This is a genomic window from Natrinema sp. HArc-T2 (genome assembly GCF_041821085.1).
GTDB lineage: Archaea > Halobacteriota > Halobacteria > Halobacteriales > Natrialbaceae > Natrinema.
Genome location: NZ_JBGUAZ010000001.1, coordinates 145,886 through 163,190, shown reverse-complemented (window position 1 = coordinate 163,190; position 17,305 = coordinate 145,886). Strand labels below are relative to the sequence as shown.

17 protein-coding genes are annotated in these 17,305 nt (G+C 63.8%); 8 read left to right on the top strand and 9 right to left on the bottom strand.

From position 1 onward, the window contains the following. Positions 1-315: 315 nt before the first annotated feature. From ACERI1_RS00880 to thiC, 3 genes are all read right to left on the bottom strand, one after another. Positions 316-1,215, bottom strand: coding sequence for a PhzF family phenazine biosynthesis protein (locus ACERI1_RS00880; RefSeq protein WP_373616140.1), 900 nt, complete (start codon positions 1,213-1,215; stop codon positions 316-318). A gap of 73 nt (positions 1,216-1,288) precedes the next feature. Continuing rightward, complete coding sequence (locus ACERI1_RS00875) at positions 1,289-2,632, bottom strand: alpha/beta hydrolase family protein (RefSeq protein WP_373616139.1); 1,344 nt, start codon at positions 2,630-2,632, stop codon at positions 1,289-1,291. 189 nt (positions 2,633-2,821) lie between these two features. Further along, positions 2,822-4,267, bottom strand: a complete 1,446-nt coding sequence (thiC, locus tag ACERI1_RS00870) for a phosphomethylpyrimidine synthase ThiC (protein WP_373616138.1) — start codon at positions 4,265-4,267, stop codon at positions 2,822-2,824. Positions 4,268-4,406: 139 nt separating this feature from the next. On the opposite strand from thiC, the gene ACERI1_RS00865 reads away from it, so the two are divergent. The 5 genes from ACERI1_RS00865 to ACERI1_RS00845 all read left to right on the top strand — a co-directional run bounded on the left by ACERI1_RS00865 (position 4,407) and on the right by ACERI1_RS00845 (position 8,008). Continuing rightward, on the top strand, positions 4,407-5,114 hold the full coding sequence (locus tag ACERI1_RS00865; protein ID WP_373616137.1) for a phosphoribosyltransferase: 708 nt from the start codon (positions 4,407-4,409) through the stop codon (positions 5,112-5,114). A gap of 258 nt (positions 5,115-5,372) precedes the next feature. After that, entirely contained in the window at positions 5,373-6,101 is a 729-nt protein-coding gene (locus ACERI1_RS00860) for a sporulation protein (RefSeq protein ID WP_373616136.1), read from the top strand. A 75-nt stretch (positions 6,102-6,176) separates the two neighbouring features. After that, positions 6,177-7,037 carry an S-methyl-5'-thioadenosine phosphorylase gene (gene mtnP / locus ACERI1_RS00855; RefSeq protein WP_373616135.1) on the top strand — a complete coding sequence of 287 codons (861 nt, stop codon included), beginning with the start codon at positions 6,177-6,179 and terminating at the stop codon, positions 7,035-7,037. Positions 7,038-7,168: 131 nt separating this feature from the next. Continuing rightward, a complete protein-coding gene (locus tag ACERI1_RS00850; RefSeq protein ID WP_373616134.1) occupies positions 7,169-7,405 on the top strand; it encodes a UPF0058 family protein in 237 nt (78 codons plus the stop codon). Between the two features lie 165 nt (positions 7,406-7,570). Then, positions 7,571-8,008: a universal stress protein gene (locus ACERI1_RS00845; RefSeq protein WP_373616133.1), complete on the top strand. Its 438-nt coding sequence runs from the start codon at positions 7,571-7,573 to the stop codon at positions 8,006-8,008. Between the two features lie 66 nt (positions 8,009-8,074). Here ACERI1_RS00845 and ACERI1_RS00840 read toward each other — a convergent pair whose 3' ends face one another. Together ACERI1_RS00840 and ACERI1_RS00835 are read right to left on the bottom strand one after the other, a co-directional pair. Continuing rightward, the gene (locus ACERI1_RS00840) at positions 8,075-8,557 is read right to left on the bottom strand and encodes an AAA family ATPase (RefSeq protein ID WP_373616131.1); all 483 of its coding nucleotides are present in this window, start codon (positions 8,555-8,557) and stop codon (positions 8,075-8,077) included. A gap of 132 nt (positions 8,558-8,689) precedes the next feature. After that, the gene (locus ACERI1_RS00835; RefSeq protein WP_373616130.1) at positions 8,690-9,739 is read right to left on the bottom strand and encodes a hypothetical protein; all 1,050 of its coding nucleotides are present in this window, start codon (positions 9,737-9,739) and stop codon (positions 8,690-8,692) included. A gap of 229 nt (positions 9,740-9,968) precedes the next feature. Here ACERI1_RS00835 and ACERI1_RS00830 point away from each other — a divergent pair, with 229 nt between their 5' ends. After that, positions 9,969-10,478: an FxLYD domain-containing protein gene (locus tag ACERI1_RS00830; protein ID WP_373616129.1), complete on the top strand. Its 510-nt coding sequence runs from the start codon at positions 9,969-9,971 to the stop codon at positions 10,476-10,478. A gap of 42 nt (positions 10,479-10,520) precedes the next feature. Here the strand turns inward: ACERI1_RS00830 and ACERI1_RS00825 are convergent, their stop codons facing one another. Both ACERI1_RS00825 and ACERI1_RS00820 read right to left on the bottom strand, forming a co-directional pair. Next, positions 10,521-10,868, bottom strand: coding sequence for a hypothetical protein (locus ACERI1_RS00825; RefSeq protein ID WP_373616128.1), 348 nt, complete (start codon positions 10,866-10,868; stop codon positions 10,521-10,523). Between the two features lie 131 nt (positions 10,869-10,999). Then, on the bottom strand, positions 11,000-11,824 hold the full coding sequence (locus ACERI1_RS00820) for a PspA/IM30 family protein (RefSeq protein WP_373616126.1): 825 nt from the start codon (positions 11,822-11,824) through the stop codon (positions 11,000-11,002). 112 nt (positions 11,825-11,936) lie between these two features. Here ACERI1_RS00820 and ACERI1_RS00815 point away from each other — a divergent pair, with 112 nt between their 5' ends. Together ACERI1_RS00815 and ACERI1_RS00810 are read left to right on the top strand one after the other, a co-directional pair. After that, positions 11,937-12,542, top strand: a complete 606-nt coding sequence (locus tag ACERI1_RS00815) for an alpha/beta hydrolase (RefSeq protein WP_373616125.1) — start codon at positions 11,937-11,939, stop codon at positions 12,540-12,542. Between the two features lie 179 nt (positions 12,543-12,721). Continuing rightward, positions 12,722-14,335 carry a long-chain-fatty-acid--CoA ligase gene (locus ACERI1_RS00810; protein WP_373616124.1) on the top strand — a complete coding sequence of 538 codons (1,614 nt, stop codon included), beginning with the start codon at positions 12,722-12,724 and terminating at the stop codon, positions 14,333-14,335. A 186-nt stretch (positions 14,336-14,521) separates the two neighbouring features. Here ACERI1_RS00810 and ACERI1_RS00805 read toward each other — a convergent pair whose 3' ends face one another. Both ACERI1_RS00805 and ACERI1_RS00800 read right to left on the bottom strand, forming a co-directional pair. Continuing rightward, complete coding sequence (locus ACERI1_RS00805) at positions 14,522-16,375, bottom strand: ATP-binding protein (RefSeq protein WP_373616122.1); 1,854 nt, start codon at positions 16,373-16,375, stop codon at positions 14,522-14,524. A gap of 59 nt (positions 16,376-16,434) precedes the next feature. After that, complete coding sequence (locus tag ACERI1_RS00800) at positions 16,435-17,220, bottom strand: cohesin domain-containing protein (protein ID WP_373616121.1); 786 nt, start codon at positions 17,218-17,220, stop codon at positions 16,435-16,437. Positions 17,221-17,305 lie beyond the last annotated feature (85 nt).

Below are 17,305 nucleotides of genomic sequence, written 5' to 3'. Positions count from 1 at the left end.
GAGGCCAGCGCAGCCATTTCCGCGATCTGTCGCCACAAACGAGCGAGCTATCGTGAGTGTACAATCTCGAGTACTCTCAGGGATATGAATGGTTTGATACGGGCTCACGCGGACGGGCGGCCACCGAACGAGCACAGTCAGAACAGCGAGTGTGAACCGCTGTGGTCACAGTCGGGGTGCTCGTCTGTGTCGGCAACACCGGTCCCGACCGATCGTCCGTGTGGTCCGGAATCATACGGACCCTCTGTCAGTGGGTGCCGGTGGGACCGCGACCCGCACTGCGGGCCTACCGGGACACCATGACAGCAGCCGGTCTCAGGCCTCGAGAATATCGTCCTCGTCCTCGTCGGGAACGGCCAGCGAGCCATCGAGGACGGTCACCCCGCGGCCACCGACCCGCACCGTGTCGCCGAGGCGGACACGGACCGTCCCCGGTCGATCGACGTAGTGGCCCTGCTCGAGGCGGCATTCCTCGGGCAGGTCGCCGTCGAACGCGCCGAAGCGGTCGAGGTACGCGCTGACGGCCCCGCTTGCGGTGCCGGTGACGGGGTCTTCCGGCACGCCAGCGCCCGGCGCGAACATCCGACCGTGCAGCGTCGATTCGCGCTCGAGTGCATCGAACGTAAAGAGATAGATCCCGGTCGCGTCGACCGCGTCGGTCAGCGCTTCGATCGCGGCCATGTCCGGCTCGGCGCTGCCGACGTCCGAGAGATACGTAATCGGGACGATCAGAAACGGCAGGCCGGTCGAAGCCACTGCCAGCGGGAGATCAGCGCTCGCGCCCTCGAGCGCGGCTCGGTCGACGCCCAGCGCGTCGGCGACGCGGTCGTAGCCGACATCGACCTCGCGGATCGTCGACTCGTCCTGTGTCATCCACACCGTGCCGTCGGCGTCAATCTCGATATCGAGGACGCCGACGTTCGTCTCGAGGGTCGTCGTCCCGGGCTCGAGTCCCTCATCGCGGAGGTGAGCGAAGGTTCCGATGGTCGCGTGGCCGCAGAGATCGACTTCCTGCGTGGGGGTGAAGTAGCGAATCCGGTGGTCGGCGCGCTCGCTCGAGCGGAGAAACGCCGTCTCGCTGACGGCCATTTCGGCGGCGATCGCCTGCATCTGCGCGTTCGAGAGTCCGTCGGCGTCCGGCACGACGCCCGCCGGATTGCCAGTCAGCGGTTCATCGGTAAACGCATCGACCTGCAAGACTCGAATCGTCTCCATACGACGTGGGTCGGTCGACCGGCGTATCAATCCTCGGTCGACCGACTGGACTGGCGGAGCCGCGAACCGTCAGCTACCGGTCTGTGACCCAGTCTGCGAGATCGGCGACGACCTGCTCGGCGACGTTGTTCCGAGCGGCGTAGGCGAACTCTACCGACGGCCCCTCGCCCGGCATGAACAGGTGGTTGAGACCGTCGTACGTCTCGAATGTCGTCACAGATCTGCCCTCGAGTTCGGTCCGCCACCGCTCAAGGTCGTCGCTCGTGGTGACCTGAAAGTCGCGCTCGCCTTGTGCGAAGTACATCGGCACGTCGGTTTCGGCTGCAGTCGCGAGGTGGTCGTACGCCGCGAGGCTGTCCCAGAACGCGCCGGGTTTCCCGAGCAGTTGCTCGCTCGCGTCGTACTCCCCCGCTCGAACTCGCTCGATCTCGTCGGCCCACCGGTCGGCGATCGTCGCCAGATCGTCCCACGTCTGGCTGCCGACCGACACCTTGTACTCCAGTTGCTCGAGCGTCAGGTCGTGATACGGTCGTGCCGGCGCGGCCAATCCGGCGACGCCGGCGAGGGTTCCGTCTCGGGCAGCGATCCGCGGTGTCGCGCGACCACCAAGGCCGTGCCCGACGACGACGATCCGATCGGGATCGACGCCCTCGACGGCTCGGAGCCGCTCGACGGCGACCAGCGCATCGTCGACGGTGACGTGGTCGAGGGTGTGCGATCCCGGCTGAACCTCACAGGCCGGGATGCGCTTGTCGTAGCGAAGCGTCGCGATGCCCTTCGAGGCCAGTCCCTCCCCCAGATCCATGAACGTCTTCGTGCCGCCGCGATCGTTGTTCCTGGTTCCTGCACCAGCGTCGTGCACGAGGACGACGCCGGGGACGGCGTCTCCGGTGCTCCCGTCGGGCGTCGTGATGGTCCCCGGCAGCGAACAGCCCGTAACCGAAAGCGACACGTCCTGTGTGACGATCGCGCTCCGATCGACGTACGACGGTCGCTCGTACTCGTCGGCGATCCCACAATCGACGGGCCGTGACTGGCCGTCGACGATGACACGACAGCTATGATCGCCGCGGCTGAACGCCAGCGTCAGGTCGACCGCCGTGTAGTCTCCCCTCGTCGTCGTGCTCGTGTCGACGATTTCGCCGAACGAGCCGCCGACCGCGCCGTATCCCATCCAGAGGCGCTCGAGGCGGGCGGGATCGCCACGTCTGTCACGTTCCTGTTCGACGAACCGATCGCTGGCCCGCTCGAACGCCTCGCTTGCGAGGTCGTTGACCAGTGCTGTCGCGACATCAGTCGGAGTCGAGCCGCCGGTTTCGTCGCTCGTCTGCTCGGTGAACAGGTCCGTACAGCCGGCCGCTGCCGACGCTGTCGCCGTCGATACTGCCGCGAGTACGGTCCGCCGTCGGGGAGCCATCGTTGTCGGATCGTCCACAGTATATCGGATAAAGACGAGGTCGATTCTCTGTGACTGTATTCGATTTTGATATACAACTGTGAAACCGTCCGCGAGCGGGACCAGTTCGCACGGATTTCTGTCAGTCAGTACCGGTGGGACCGCGACCCGCACTGCGGGTACACCGGCAACTCGGTACAGTAGCCCGTCTCAGTCGTCGCCGGCTTCCTCGAGCGCGTCGACAGCTTCGTGGTCGGCCATCGGCGGCAGGTCGCCGGCGGCGTGGGTGCCGACTGGCGGTCGATTGACCTCGGCTGCGGGCGAGGTCTCGAGATCGGTACCATCGTCTGTCGCGAGCGATTCCATTTCCCCGGTTTCGCGCGCATCCTGGTCGATCCGCATCGAACAGAACTCAGCGCCACACATCGAGCAGAAGCGGGCGTCCTTGTAGTTATCGCCAGGCAGCGTCTGGTCGTGGAACGACCGAGCACGATCGGGATCGAGCGCGAGTTCGAACTGCTCGCGCCAGTCGAACGCGTAGCGGGCCTCCGAGAGGGCGTCGTCCCAGTCGCGCGCGCCGGGCCGTTCGGTCCCCACGTCGGCGGCGTGGGCGGCGATCCGGTAGGCCGCCAGTCCGTCGCGGACGTCATCCTCCTCGGGAAGCCCGAGGTGTTCTTTCGGCGTGACGTAACACAACATCGCGGCACCCGCTTGTGCCGCCATCGCGGCCCCGATGGCGCTGGTGATGTGGTCGTAGCCCGGCGCGATGTCGGTCACCAGCGGGCCGAGGACGTAGAACGGCGCGCCATCACAGACCTCCTGCTGGCGCTCGACGTTTTCGGCGACCTTGTGCATCGGGACGTGGCCCGGCCCCTCGACCATCACCTGCACGCCGTGGTCCCAGCCGACGCGCGTGAGTTCGCCCAGCGTGTCGAGTTCGGCGTACTGGGCCTCGTCGCAGGCGTCGGCCAGACAACCGGGCCGGAGGCTGTCCCCGAGGCTGAACGTCACGTCGTGTTCGGCGAAGATTTCACATATTTCGGGGAACACCTGATACAGCGGGTTCTGCTCGCCGTGTGCTTCCATCCACGAGGCCATGATCGAGCCGCCCCGCGAGACGATCCCCGTCTTTCGGCCGTCCGTCAACGGCAGGTGTTCGGCTACGATCCCCGCGTGGATCGTCATGTAGTCGACGCCCTGTTCGGCCTGCTTTTCGATGATCTCGAGTAGCAACTCCGTCGTGATGTCCTCGGGACTGCCGGCCTGTTTGACCGCTTCGTACAGTGGGACCGTCCCGAGTGGCACCGGCGAGTGTTCGACGTGGGCCTCGCGGATCTCGTCTAGATCGCTGCCGGTGCCTAAGTCCATCACCGTATCCGCGCCGTAGTGGACCGCGGTGTGGAGTTTCTCGAGTTCCGTCTCGAGGTCGCTCGTCGTCTCGCTGTTGCCGATGTTGGCGTTGATCTTGGTCGCGAACTCGCGGCCGATGATCATCGGATCGAGCGCGTCGTGGTGTCGGTTAGCCGGGATCACGGCCTGTCCGTCGGCGACCTGCTCGCGAACGAACTCGGGATCGCGGTTCTCTCGCTCGGCGATGCGTTCCATTGCGGACGTTATCGTCCCGTCACGGGCGGCCTGCAGCTGTGTCTGCGCCATCGATAACTAGGTTGTATTAGCGAGTTATAAATAACTATCTACGACTGTGAACGACACGGTCACCTGGGGTTCGTGATTGAAGCCCGTTTCAGCCAACTTAAGGGGACCGCGACCGAGACACCGGGTAGGTGGCCATCAGATGTCCGATCTACCGGACGATTTCGACTGTACCATAACCAACTGGGAGTACATTTACGGCCTGTGCCGAGACGTGGCCGACGACGTGCGCGACGACGCGTTCGAACCGGACGTCGTCGTTGCGCTGGCCCGCGGTGGCTGGTTCGCGGGTCGGTGTCTCTGTGACTTCCTCGGTCTGGATGACCTGACAAGTCTGAAGATGGAACACTACGTCGGCACCGCCGAGAAGGCCGACGAACCGACCGTTCGCTATCCGATGCCGGAAGGCAGCGTCGAAGGCAAGGACGTCCTCATTATCGACGACATCGCCGACACCGGCGGCTCGATCAGCCGCGCTTACGAGTACGTCATGGATCGCGAGGCCAGCGAGGTCCGCACCGCGACGCTGCAACTGCTTGGCACCAGTGAGTTCCAGCCCGACTACGTCGGCGAACAACTCGAGGAGTGGACCTGGGTCGTCTACCCGTGGAACTTCATCGAGGATATGATCGATCTGATCTCGAGCGCCATGGAGAAGGCCGACCAGGAGACGTTCACGAGCGAGGAGATCCGCCACTTCCTCGCGGCGTTCCACGGGATCGACCGCATGGAGATGGAGATCGCCCAACCCGACCGGCTGCCAGAAGTCCTCGCCGAGATGGAACGACGCGAGGTGCTCGAGTCGACTGGGGTCGACGGGTGGACGCTCGCAGGCGAGTCGGTCTCGTAGCCGGACCTGGCTCATACGGACTCCTGTCAGTAGGATCCAGGAGGACCGTGACCGCCATTCGGTTACACCGGGACATCGGTACCGCAGACCATCTCACAGGCCGATTCTGTCGGATGCGATACTGGCGATCAACAGCCAATAGCCATAGTATCTGATAGATACTCGCCCGGTGTCGTGAGGATCGCGTGAGCGATAGTCGGTCCGCCGAGAGTGTCGGCAGGACATTATTTATAGGCTGGCTGTGACTGTTCTCGACGTATGAAACGAGTTCTTACGAGTCTCGGTATCGGTGCAGCGACAGTCGATACGGTTCTCCCGACGACGCTCACGGCCGGCGAATCCGTCGACGCACGCGTCGACATCACCGGCGGTAACGACAGCCAGGAGGTCGACGGGATCTACTTCGCACTCGAGACGCGCTACGAGACTGACGACGGCACGGGAACGGCGAAGGTCGACACGTTCCGTCTCGCGGACTCGTTTACGATCGAGCCCGACGAGGAGCGAAGCGTTACCGTCTCGGTCGACGTCCCGTACCACACGCCCGTGACGCTGGGGAAAACGGAGGTCTGGCTCGACACCGGGCTCGACATCGACTGGGCGATCGACCCCGACGACCGCGACCCTGTCGAAATCGAGCCCGATCCGCTCCGGCAGGCGCTGTTCGACGCCCTCGAGTCGCTTGGCTTTACGCTCCGATCGGCCACGTGCGAGGCCACGGAGTCGCTGTTCGCCGACCATCGATTCGTCCAGGAACTCGAGTTTGTCCCCCGATCGGGGCCGTTCGCGGGCGAACTGGACGAACTCGAGGTCGTCACGCTCCCCGAAGGCGACGGCTTCGACCTACTGCTCGAGGTCGACCGTCGTGGCGGCTTGCTGGCGGAGCAGTTCGACCTCGACGAGCAGTACGAGCGACTGTCGCTCATGCCCGGCGAGGAGGGCGACATCGAGCGGCGGCTGCGAACGGTGATCGAACGGAACTGTTGAGCTGCCGAACGCTCGATCGATGTGTAAATCGGTTCGTCCGGCAGTATTAGGAGGCTCGTCCGCCCACGTGTCCGTATGACAATCGGCGTTATCGGTGGAAGCGGCATCTACGAGGCACTGCCACTCGAGAACATCCGTCGCGAGCACGTCTCGACGCCATACGGCGAGCCAAGCGACGCGGTCACGATCGGCGAACTCGCCGGTCGGGAGGTCGCGTTTCTGCCGCGTCATGGCGAAGACCACCGGCATCCGCCGACCGACGCGTCCTATCGGGCGAACATCTACGCGCTCAAGTCGATCGGCGTCGATCGCGTGATCTCGACGAACGCGGTCGGGAGCCTCCGCGAGGACCTGCCGCCCCGGACGCTGGTCGTCCCCGACCAAATCTTCGACCGGACCAAACACCGCTCGCCGACGTTCTTCGGCGACGGGATGGTCGTCCACATGGGGTTTGCCGAACCCTACTGTCCGGCACTGGCCGCCCACCTGGCCGAATCGGCCCGCGAGGCGACTGCCGCCGAGACGAAGACCGAGGAAGGCGGTACCTACGTCTGCATCGAAGGCCCACAGTTCTCGACGAAAGCCGAAAGCGAGTTCTACCGCGATCAAGGGTGGGATATCATCGGTATGACCGCCATCCCCGAGGCTAAACTCGCCCGTGAGGCCGAGCTGAGTTACGCCACCGTCGCCGGCGTTACCGACTACGACGTCTGGAAGACGGATAACGAGGTCTCGCTCGAGGAGGTCCGCGAAAACGCCGTGGCCAACCGCGACGCGATCAACGCAGTCGTCGAACGCGCGATCCGGACGATGCCCGAGGACTTCGAAAGTCCGGCCTGGAACGCGCTCGAGGGGGCGATCAACACGCCGCCGGAGGCGATTCCCGACGAAACCAGAGAGCGTGTCGAGTTGCTGGCTGGCGAGTATCTCGACTAGGTAGCGGCTGCGGTCTGACCGAGACACACAGTGCCCAAATCGTGCGTGAGGCTATCAAACAGGTACAATCAGGCTGACACTCGGGAGAAATGACAAAGAGGATTAAGGAAATGGCTCGTGTGGATTGCTGCGTGAACGCCCAAGAACTCGTCCATGTCCACGCATTGCTGTTCGAATTGCGGATTCATTTCGAGCGGGACGGAGACGTACCTGCAGATGCGTTTGATGCTTACGAGACACAACCGGTTCGCCCAACGCACATCCACCGCCCGAAACACGAACACGAACACGCGATCGACCTGCTCCGGGATGGACTCGGCCAGTCTGCCCGAATACGTCTGCAACCGGATCACGCGCCGGTTTCGTGACGCCGGATAGCCGTCCACGGGTTCGATTGAGACGAGGTGCTGTACCGAGTTACCGGCGCACCCGACCTCTGTTATGCGAATGTGGCAGTCTCCAGTGCCAGCAGACGGTCTCAGTGGCTGTCCTACATGGGCAAGGATTACCCATTTCGGCGTCGTGTGGGATGTATGGACGAGCCACACGATTTCGACGACATTCTCGTGCCGACCGACGGCAGCAACGCTGCTCGCAACGGAGCGAAACAGGCGATCAAGTTCGCACAGCGAAACGACGCGACGCTGCACGTCCTGTATGCGATGGACATGGGCGACGCCGACTACGTCGCGGTGCCGAGCGATATCAGGCAGACGCGGAACCGCTTAGAGAAGAAGGGCCAGCAGTTCGTCAGCGAAATCGAAGCCTTCGCCGACGACGCCGACGTCTCTTGCGTCACGGCTGTCAAGGCGAACACGCCGGTCGAAGCCATCACCGAGTACGTCGACGAACACGATATCGACCTCGTCGTGATGGGGAAACGCGGGCGCTCGGATCCGGACAAACCGCTTTTGGGTTCGATCACCAACCGGGTCATCGGCTCGCTCGATGTCCCCGTATTCACTGCCTGACGAGGGCCATTCCCGGCGTCGTACCCGTCGCCTGACTGTCTCGACGGCGGCAATCGCTCTCGGGATTCAGTAGCAGAGCGTGTCGTCGACCGATGGCACCGCGTTGTGCTCGTCCCACGTCTCGATCGCAGTCAGTATTCGCTCGGCAGCGGCGGCGGGCTCACACCGGTCGGTATCGATCACGAGATCGGCGTCGGGGGCCTCGAACTCCCGATAGACGACGTTGACGCCCTGTTCCGCGATCGAATCCGCCCGGGCCCGATTGCGCTCGAGACAGGTCTCGAGGCTCGCTGTCACGTGGACGAACCGCACGTCGCCGAGGGCGCGAAACTGCGTCTGCCATTTCCGACGGTAAAACGTCCCGTCGACGAGCGTAACGCCGGCCGTAGGGGCCGAACCGGCCTGCTCGGCCAGTTGTTCGTAGGTCCGACTCGAGAAGTCATCAGAGTGGGAAAGTCGAACCGGAACGTCCCGCTCCGTGAGTCGGTCACGGACGCGGGTCGCGATGGTGGTTTTCCCGGCACCCGGTGGCCCGCAGATGACGATCACAGCCGTCGATAGTGGCCACGGCCATACGAATGAGTCGATCCGGAATCGGGAGGGTGGGTTCCGGCGTCGCTCGAACGACGTGTTCGTTCTGCGAACAGCCACGATGTCACGCTCGAGCAGGTGCGGACGCGATCACCGATCGTCCCCGACGCTCACGTCGAACGGGCCCGCTTCGGGGTCTTTCTGGGGGACCATTGGGCCGACCGACGCGGTTCGGCGCGTGATGGTTGCGGTTCGCAGGATGTAGGAGGCAAGCAGCGCGAGCGGCGAGAGGACGACGAGAAACAGCACGCTCACGACGGCCGGGAGCACGGCGGCGCTGACGCTCGGCCCAGTGAAGTCAGCATACAACAATCCGATGAGGATCGCCGACAGGATCGATGGTACGCCACAGTAGACCGTGAGCTGCGAGAAGCGCGTGAGTTCCTGCTGCAGGTACGTCGTCTTGAACTGCTCGCGGGCCACGTGAAACAGCTTGAGCGAGTCGATCAGTCCGTCGAGTCGCTCGGCAGCAGCCGGCGACAGCGAGTCGGCGTACTCGCCGCGCAGGTGAGTGCCGACGTACAGGTGCCAGGACTCGTCGTACGTAATCGCCGCCGACACGGCGGTGAACGCGTCGGAACCGGACTGCCCGATACGGTCGTCGATCCGCTCCGTCCGCTCTCGAACGCTGTTCGTGTATCGAATGACGATCTCCGAGGGCTCGTCGTCGTGATCCCCGACCGCATCGGCGAGCGCGGTGGCGTCGTGATGGATCGATTCGAGGATCAGTCCGAGGACTCGCGTCGGCACTGCCGGGCTCGCAGGGACGGCCGCGTCGTCCGCGACGGTCTGACGGAACTCGATGACGTCCTCGAGCCGGTCGCGGGCCCTGCCAGCCGCGCTGAACTCCTGAGAGAGGATGAGCTGGTTGACAGAGACGACGAGCGTCACGAGCGAGAACGTCCCCGCGATCAGACCGCTTGCCACGCTCGTCACGGCACCCGGGTTGACGAAGGTAATGACGCCGAGTTCGTACAACGCGGCGACCACCGCGAAGACGACGAGCAAGATGATGGCGGCGACGGATAACCGGTTTCCGTCGACCAGGACCCACTCTTGGAACCGCGTCACCAGCCCCTCGTGGGTACCGATGTCGGCCCCGTAAGACTCGAGCGTTTCGTCGGTCTCGGCGGATTCCATAGCGACACGTTCCACCGACCCGACAATAAGGGACTGCGTTGCACACTGCCACACGCCGGCGCTGACGAACGGGTACAGCGCTCGAGCGAGTCGTGCCGACAGGGACGACCGAGACGGTCGCCGGCGGACGAGAACAGCGGTTTCAAGGCCGACACTGAAATGGATCCGCGGTGTTGACCCGACACATGTACCGTGATGGAGTCACCTCGCAGACGACCGCTCGACGGCGATGAGCCGACGGCAGTCGACGAGTCGACGACGTGTCCTTGCGACACTGGGAACAGGTATCGCAGCCGCAGCCGCCGGCTGTCTCGGCAGCAATAGTCTCGGCGGACAGCCGACCTACGAGGAAGGAACCGTCAGTGGGATCAACGCCAGCAACGTCTCCAACCGGTCGGCAACGCAGCTGTCCGCGGCCGCCGCACTCGCCCAACAGCAACCCAGCAACTCGGTGACGCCGCTTGACTCGCTTGCGCTCCGTGACCACGAGTTCGTCGTCGAGAGTGGCTATCTCGGCTCGACCATCCAAGGGACCGTCGAAAACACGGGCGGCAACCGACTGGTAGTCGCCGAAGTGCGGACACGTCTCTACGACGACGAGGGAACCATGCTCGGCCGCTATCTCGCCAGCACCGGCGATCTCAACAGCGGGTCGACCTGGGAGTTTCAGGTGATCGTCCTCGAGTCACCGACAGCTGTCGCCAGCTACGATATCGCCGTTCTCGGCACCCCGTCGTGACAGCGGGATCGACTGTGGCGGACAGCCGATGGCGTAGTCGGACTACTCGACGATGGTTTCGTGCAGTTCCTCGTCGACACCGTCGTAGACCGCTGTTTCGGGGACGGCAAGCGTGTACGCTGGTCGCCCCTTTCCCGTCGGCGACGTCTCCGACTGGTGAATCTCGTCGACGAGGTCTTCGTCCTCGAGTCGGTACAGCGAGCGGATGATGTCGGCTTCGGAAATCGTACCGACGACCTCCGTGTCGACATCGGCGAGTTGTTCCTGGCAGCGTTTCCGGAGGTCATGTGTCTGGACTGGCGTTTCGTCCTGGCGGGCGAGTTCGGCGACGGTGAGCAAGACCGCCTGATTCATCAGTGAGATTGACTCAAACTGTGACTCGTCACTCATATGTAACTCTTATTCATGGACAATGGTAACCGTTGCCCCAAATCCCACCGAGAGAACCACGGTCCCCGGACGAAAACAGCGACAAAGACACTGGCGTATGCGACCTCATATTAGGAACGGCAGTATCAGGCTCAGGATTGCTCGTCGTCCTGTAGCTCCGCGAGTTCGGCCTCGACGTCTTCCTGATCGCCAGTTTCGAGCTCCGTGAGCTCCTCCTCGTCGACCTCGCTCGCAGCATCGGCTGCCGGCTCGGATTCGCCCTCACCGACCTCGGATTTGAGCGTCTCGAGTTCGGCGTCGACGCCGCTGTCGGTCGACAGCTGCTCGAGTTCGCGGTCGATGGTGTCCTTGTCGGACATGACGTCCTCGAATGCGCCGGATTCGTGGAGTTCGTCGAGGGCGGCAGCCCGGGCTTCCATGTCCTCGGTCTGTTCTTCGGCGCGTTCGATAGCGCGACCGACGTCCTCGAACTCCTCGCCGGTAGACGTCATCGCCTCCGAGACCGTCGTGCTGGCCTTTGCGGCCTCGTGGCGGGCTTTCATCGTCTCCTTTTTTGTGCGGAACTCCTCGATGCGGCGCTGGAGTTCGTCTTTCTGTTCGACCAGCCGGTCTTGCTGGCCCTGCAGGTCCGAGATCTGGCGCTCGAGATCCTCGATCTGGTTCATTTTCGTCTTTTTCTTCTCCAAGGCGCGGCGTGCCAGATCCTCGCGGTTTTGCTGAACCGCCGTCCGGGCCTGCTCGTTGTGTTTCTCGACGTTGTCCTCGAGCCGGCGTTTCTGCATCTCGAGGCGCTTTTTCTGCGTGGTGAGATCGGCGATGCCCCGTTTGACCTGCTGGAGTTGGTCGCGCATCTGCTCGTAAGAGTAGTCCAGCGTTTCGGTCGGGTCCTCGGCTCGGTTGAGTACCGAGTTGAGTTTCGACCGGATGACGTAGGAAGCCCGAGAGAGGATGCCCATACTCGCAACGTATCGCTCCTGACCCTTAAAAATGTCACTTCGGGAATATTCCATGTCGAACCGGCTGTCCCGGCGCGTCGGGTTGATTACCGAGCGTCGTGATGGCCCACCCATGACGAACGTAGTGCTTCCCGGCAGCCGCGACGTGCGCGGGACGCTCGAGGAACCGGAGGACAATCCGCGTGCGATCGTCGTCGCCTGCCCGCCACATCCCCAACACGGTGGCACGCGGAGTGATCAGCGCCTCGTCGCCGTTAGCGACGCCCTGCGTGACGCCGGCATCGCCTGTTTGCGCTTCGATTACGGTCCGTGGGACGACGGCTACGGCGAACGGGGAGACGTACGGAACGCCATCCGATGGGCGCGCAATGCGTACGACGGTCTGGTCGGCGTCTTCGGCTACAGCTTCGGCGCGACGCTGACACTGCTCGCGGCAGCCGAGGTCGAGCCCGATGCGGTCGCCGCCCTCGCCCCGACCGCACGGCTGGCCGCCGATCTTGACGCGCTCGAGGCCCTCGACTCGCTCGAGGCACCCCTCAACATCTTGTATGGCACGCGAGATACGACCGCCGACTGGGAGCCGATCATCGAGCGCGCGCGAGGTCGCGGCGACGAAACTACCGCCCTGTCGGCCGATCACTTCTTCCTCGGCGCGACCGACGACATCGCGAGGGCGATCCGGGCATTTTTCGAGACAACGTTGCTCGAGTCGGCGTAGCACGACCGAGACAGTCACAGACGACCGCTACGCGTCTCGATCGGTCTCGAGACGACGTGTTGGGAACAGAAAAAGATGTCAGACAAAAATTACAGTAATTGGTACGCATCAAACTGCTGTACTGAAACACGGGATGACTCCATAAAGAATATTATAATCAATGTTCGATGACCGGGTATATGGAAGTCCCACTGTTGGTGACCGATTTCCTCGACCGAGCGCGCAAGTACTACGGCGACGAAGAAGCGATCGTCGCGACGACGGGTGAGCGGTTCACGTACGAGGAGTTCGGCGACCGAGCCGACCGCCTCTCGACGGTCCTGCAGGACCGCGGAATCGAGAAAGGCGACCGCGTGGCCGTTCTCGACCCCAACACACACTACCAGCTCGAGTCCGCCTACGGGATCATGCAGCTTGGTGCCGTCCACACGCCGCTGAACTACCGGCTGACCCCCGAGGACTACGAGTACCTTCTCAACGACTCCGAGACGAAAGCGATCATCGCCGACTACGAGTACGCCGACAAGATCGAAGAAATCCGTGACGAAGTCCCGACGGAGATCTTCATCACGAACGACGCCGACGCCGTCGAGGGCGACTGGGAGGACTTCGACGACCTCATCGCAGACGTCGAGCCCGACTACGAGCGCCCCGAGATGAGCGAAGACGACATCATCACGATCAACTACACCTCAGGGACGACCGGCGATCCGAAAGGTGTCATGCGGACCCACCGCACCGAGTCGCTGCACGCCCAGCTCGTGACGATCCACCACGAGATCACCGACGACGACGTCTACCTGTGGACGCTGCCGATGTTCCACGTCAACGGCTGGGGCCACATTTACTCCATCACGGGCATGGGCGCGAAACACGTCTGTACCCGCGGCGTCGACGCCGAGGAGATCTTCCAGCAGATCAACGACGAGGACGTCTCGTTCCTCTGCTGTGCACCGACCGTGCTCAGCATGCTCGACGAGTACTACGAGGAGAACGACGTCTCCACCGAGGGCGACAATCCGATGCGCGTCACCGCCGCCGGTGCCGCGCCGCCGGAAAGCGTCATCCGAACCGTCGAAGAGACGTTCGGCTGGCACTTCCGCCAGCTCTACGGTGCGACCGAGACCGGCCCGCTGATCGGCACCTCCGCGACCCGTCGCCTGATCGACGAGGACAGCGAGGAGCGCTTCGGCCTCAAAAAGCGCCAGGGCATCGCCCCGCTGGCCACCGAGATTGAAGTCGTCGACGACGACGGCAACGAGGTCCCGTGGGACGACGAGTCGATCGGCGAGATCCTCGTCCGCGGCAACCAGGTCATGGAAGGCTACTGGGAGAAACCCGAGGAGACCGAGGAAGCGTTCAACGACAAGCGCGAGGGCTGGTTCCACACCGGTGACCTCGCCGTCGTCAACGAGAAGGGGATGCTCGCAATTCAGGACCGCGAGAAAGACATCATCATCTCCGGCGGGGAGAACATCTCGAGCATCGAGCTCGAGGACACGCTGTTCGACCACGAGGCAGTCGCCGACGTGGCCGTGATCCCCTCGCCCAGCGAGAAGTGGGGCGAAACGCCGAAGGCATTCGTCGTGCCGTCGAACGACGACCCACAGAACCCGCCAGTCACCGAGGACGAGCTGACGGAGTTCACGCGCGAGCGCCTCGCGGGCTACAAGGTCGTTCACCGCGTCGAGTTCGTCAACACCCTCCCGAAGACGGCAACGGGCAAGATCCAGAAATACGAGCTGCAGGAACAGGAGTGGGACGAAGAAGAGTCGATGGTCGGGCAGGGATAACGAAAACGAGCGCTCCCTGACGGTGTGGACGGCTCCCGACCGGGTCGCGACGATGTCGTGGCCCGCCGTAGCCGTCCCTGACGATTTGTTCTTTTCTCTCTTGAATCGGCCGCGAGCCGACGGCACGTCACGACAACGTGCCGGCTGTAACACCGACTGGCGACTCGCGTCTAAGTCCCGCCCGCCTCAATCCCGCCCGTGTCGAGTCAGACATTTCGGCAGCCCGATCAGCTCGACCGGCTCCGAATTGTCGGGCGAATAGACGACCATCTGCCCTTTCTCCATGTAGGGAACCTTCGACTCGAGGTTGCTCGGGATGTTCACACTCTTGATCGCGTCCTCGTCGCCGAGATTCAACACGATGGTCGTGTTGATCTGTTTGAAGACGGCGTCGTGGATGTCCTGGGGGTCCTGCGTGATCAAGAAGAGACCGAGTCGTTCCTTGCGGCCCTGTTTGGCGGCCTCGGTGAACTTGGTGATGACTTTCCCGGCCTGCACGCTGTCGGCGTCGGTCAGGAAGTTGTGTGCCTCGTCCATGCCCAGCACGAGCGGCGTCTCCTTGATTCGGTCGTAGGTCGGATCGTTCGAGAGCTTCTGGTCGATCAACAGCGACGAGACCGCGAGCACGACGGTTTCGGTCGCTCGCGTGTCGTTGATGTGGTAGGTCGGCACCACGGTGAGCCCGCCGGGGCGGACGAACTCGTGGACCAGATCGGTGATCGGTCGAGCGTCCTGATCGAAGACGTGGCCGAAGCCGAGCACGCGCCGGCGGACCGCGTCGAAGGTCGCTTCGTGGACGCGACCGGACTCGTCGAGTTCCTCGCGCAGCGCGGGATCGTCGAGGAACGTCGTAAACTCCTCGTACGTGCCATCCTCGCCGTACTGGTTCCGGAATCGCTGCAGGAGCACGCTGACGAGCGCGCCGTACTGGTTGTCGTTTAACCCGCTGCCTGCGACCAGCCACGGATTATCGTGGACCATCGAGAACGGAATGGTGAATTCGACCTGCTTCGCACGGTGATGGCCCGCAGCGTACGACGCCGACCCGACTTTCGGGACGAAGGCGGTCGTATCGGAGACACCGCCGTAGGCGATCCCCTCGCGCTCGAGCCGACGCGCGAAGTCGCCGTCCAACTCGGGATTGTCGTCGTGCATCTGAGCGTACTCGTCCTGTGGGTCGAACTGAACGACCGCGGGCTGGACCGCGCGACCGTCGGCCATCGGATACGTGCGCTCGTCGGCGAGATACTGTCGCAGGATGTTCTTCGCGCCGTGGGTCTTCCCCGAGCCCGTCCCGCCGGCGATCAGCGTGTGCCGGAAAACGAGCGGATCGCCCGCATCGTAGTCGTCTTTCAACCGGTAATCGATCGTCGGCGGGGTGGCTGCCGTCCGGACTTTCTCACCGCCGACCGAGAGATGGCCCAGAAAGACGCCGTCGTCGGGCATCTTCAACCCGGTCTTGATCGCCTCGGTGTCGTCGGCCTGCCGGATCACGGTCTGCGGTTTCGGCACGCGGTCGGTCATCCGGCGTTTGAGGTCGCCGTCATCATCGTAGAGCACCGCAACCGGCTCGAGCGTCGCAACGAACTTGTAGTCGGACTCGTCGATCCCGTCGGAGCGCATCGCCCGCCGGGCGTGGATCTCCGTCGCGTCGTCGGCGTGGTACTGCTGGGCGTACTCGAGTCCCGTAATCCGACAGAACAACGTCTCGCCGTCGGGATAGGGTGCGAGCAGGTAGCTCCCGATGCGGATCGACGAGCGGTTGCCGCGGGTGATGTAGGCCTGCAGGGTCGTGTCGTCGCCGTCCTCGGCGATCCGAAGTCCCTGGGAGACACAGAGCGCACCGATGCCGACATCGTCACCGCTGGGTTCGACCGGCGTCGGCTCGAACGCGTCGTTCGCGCCGTCGGTCGTCGAACTCGCAGTCGCCGGCTCGTCGGATCCTGCCGCTGCCGTCGACGAATCGGCTGCGTCGGCTGCCGACTCCGCATCGGCATCGGCACCGGCGTCGAAATCGCCGAAGTCTCCCAGGTCAGTCATATGGGTTTCATCCGGCCCATCCCTAAAACGCGTTTCCCTCCAGCCGGATGGACTGTCTCTCAACGCCGACGCTCCCGACTGACCCACAGCGCTCCCGCGATGACAGACACGGCTATCAGCGCAAGCAAAGCCGTGAAGCCGGGGACCGCCAGTCCACCGTCGTGTTCTGCCGTCCCGTCGTCGATCGAGTCGTTCGCTGTCGCTCCCCCGCTCTCGAGCGTTAACGTGTCGGGATCAGGATGTTCGAAGGTGCCGAGCGACTCGGCACCGCCGTCGGTCGCAACGGTCACGGATTCGTCGACGACAGCGATCGGCCAGTCACCGGTGAGTGCCACGTTGCTGTCGTCGAACGAGATCGGCGTCGTACCGGGCGGCGCGTCCGCAGCAACGCGGACCGTCAGCGTCGCGATCGTTCCCGTCCCGGCGGTTCCCCCAGCCGCCGGCTCGCGGCGCTGCTCGATGATCGCGGTTCCTTGGTCGTTGCCGATCGCCGTCGCCGTCTGGACCTCGGTGTCCTCGCCCTCGAGCCACGGCCCCCGTTCGATGTCGGTCACCTCGAGATAGTCGGGGTGGTACTGGGCGACCAGCGACACGTTCGTAACGCCCTCGCCGCCGTGGCCGCCCTGACTCTGGAGCGTGACGTCGATCTCGAGCGTCTCGCCGGGCGTCGCCTCGATCGTCGTCCGATCAGGCGAGAGGATCGCGACCTGATCGATCGCGACGACCGTTCCCGCGATGCCAGCCAGCGACAGTGCGAGCAAGACGGCAGTCCCAATGACGATGGCGGCCCTGCTGGCGTCGCTCGTCACACCACCGCGACCAGCGGCTGCGCGTGGCACCGTCATGCCTGTCTCGTGCGTACGATGCTCACCGAGAACACTCTTGTCGTTTCCGACACGACGCCCGACAGGAGACGACCACTGGGATAGG

Bases quoted from the DNA above. Each gene is read 5' to 3' on its own strand.
- ACERI1_RS00825 (WP_373616128.1), bottom strand. From the start codon at position 10,868: ATGAGTGACGAGTCACAGTTTGAGTCAATCTCACTGATGAATCAGGCG.
- ACERI1_RS00820 (WP_373616126.1), bottom strand. From the start codon at position 11,824: ATGGGCATCCTCTCTCGGGCTTCCTACGTCATCCGGTCGAAACTCAAC.
- ACERI1_RS00800 (WP_373616121.1), bottom strand. From the start codon at position 17,220: ATGACGGTGCCACGCGCAGCCGCTGGTCGCGGTGGTGTGACGAGCGAC.
- ACERI1_RS00805 (WP_373616122.1), bottom strand. From the start codon at position 16,375: ATGACTGACCTGGGAGACTTCGGCGATTTCGACGCCGGTGCCGATGCC.
- thiC (WP_373616138.1), bottom strand. From the start codon at position 4,267: ATGGCGCAGACACAGCTGCAGGCCGCCCGTGACGGGACGATAACGTCC.
- ACERI1_RS00860 (WP_373616136.1), top strand. From the start codon at position 5,373: ATGAAACGAGTTCTTACGAGTCTCGGTATCGGTGCAGCGACAGTCGAT.
- ACERI1_RS00875 (WP_373616139.1), bottom strand. From the start codon at position 2,632: ATGGCTCCCCGACGGCGGACCGTACTCGCGGCAGTATCGACGGCGACA.
- ACERI1_RS00815 (WP_373616125.1), top strand. From the start codon at position 11,937: ATGACGAACGTAGTGCTTCCCGGCAGCCGCGACGTGCGCGGGACGCTC.
- ACERI1_RS00830 (WP_373616129.1), top strand. From the start codon at position 9,969: ATGAGCCGACGGCAGTCGACGAGTCGACGACGTGTCCTTGCGACACTG.
- ACERI1_RS00880 (WP_373616140.1), bottom strand. From the start codon at position 1,215: ATGGAGACGATTCGAGTCTTGCAGGTCGATGCGTTTACCGATGAACCG.
- mtnP (WP_373616135.1), top strand. From the start codon at position 6,177: ATGACAATCGGCGTTATCGGTGGAAGCGGCATCTACGAGGCACTGCCA.
- ACERI1_RS00865 (WP_373616137.1), top strand. From the start codon at position 4,407: ATGTCCGATCTACCGGACGATTTCGACTGTACCATAACCAACTGGGAG.
- ACERI1_RS00845 (WP_373616133.1), top strand. From the start codon at position 7,571: ATGGACGAGCCACACGATTTCGACGACATTCTCGTGCCGACCGACGGC.
- ACERI1_RS00810 (WP_373616124.1), top strand. From the start codon at position 12,722: ATGGAAGTCCCACTGTTGGTGACCGATTTCCTCGACCGAGCGCGCAAG.
- ACERI1_RS00835 (WP_373616130.1), bottom strand. From the start codon at position 9,739: ATGGAATCCGCCGAGACCGACGAAACGCTCGAGTCTTACGGGGCCGAC.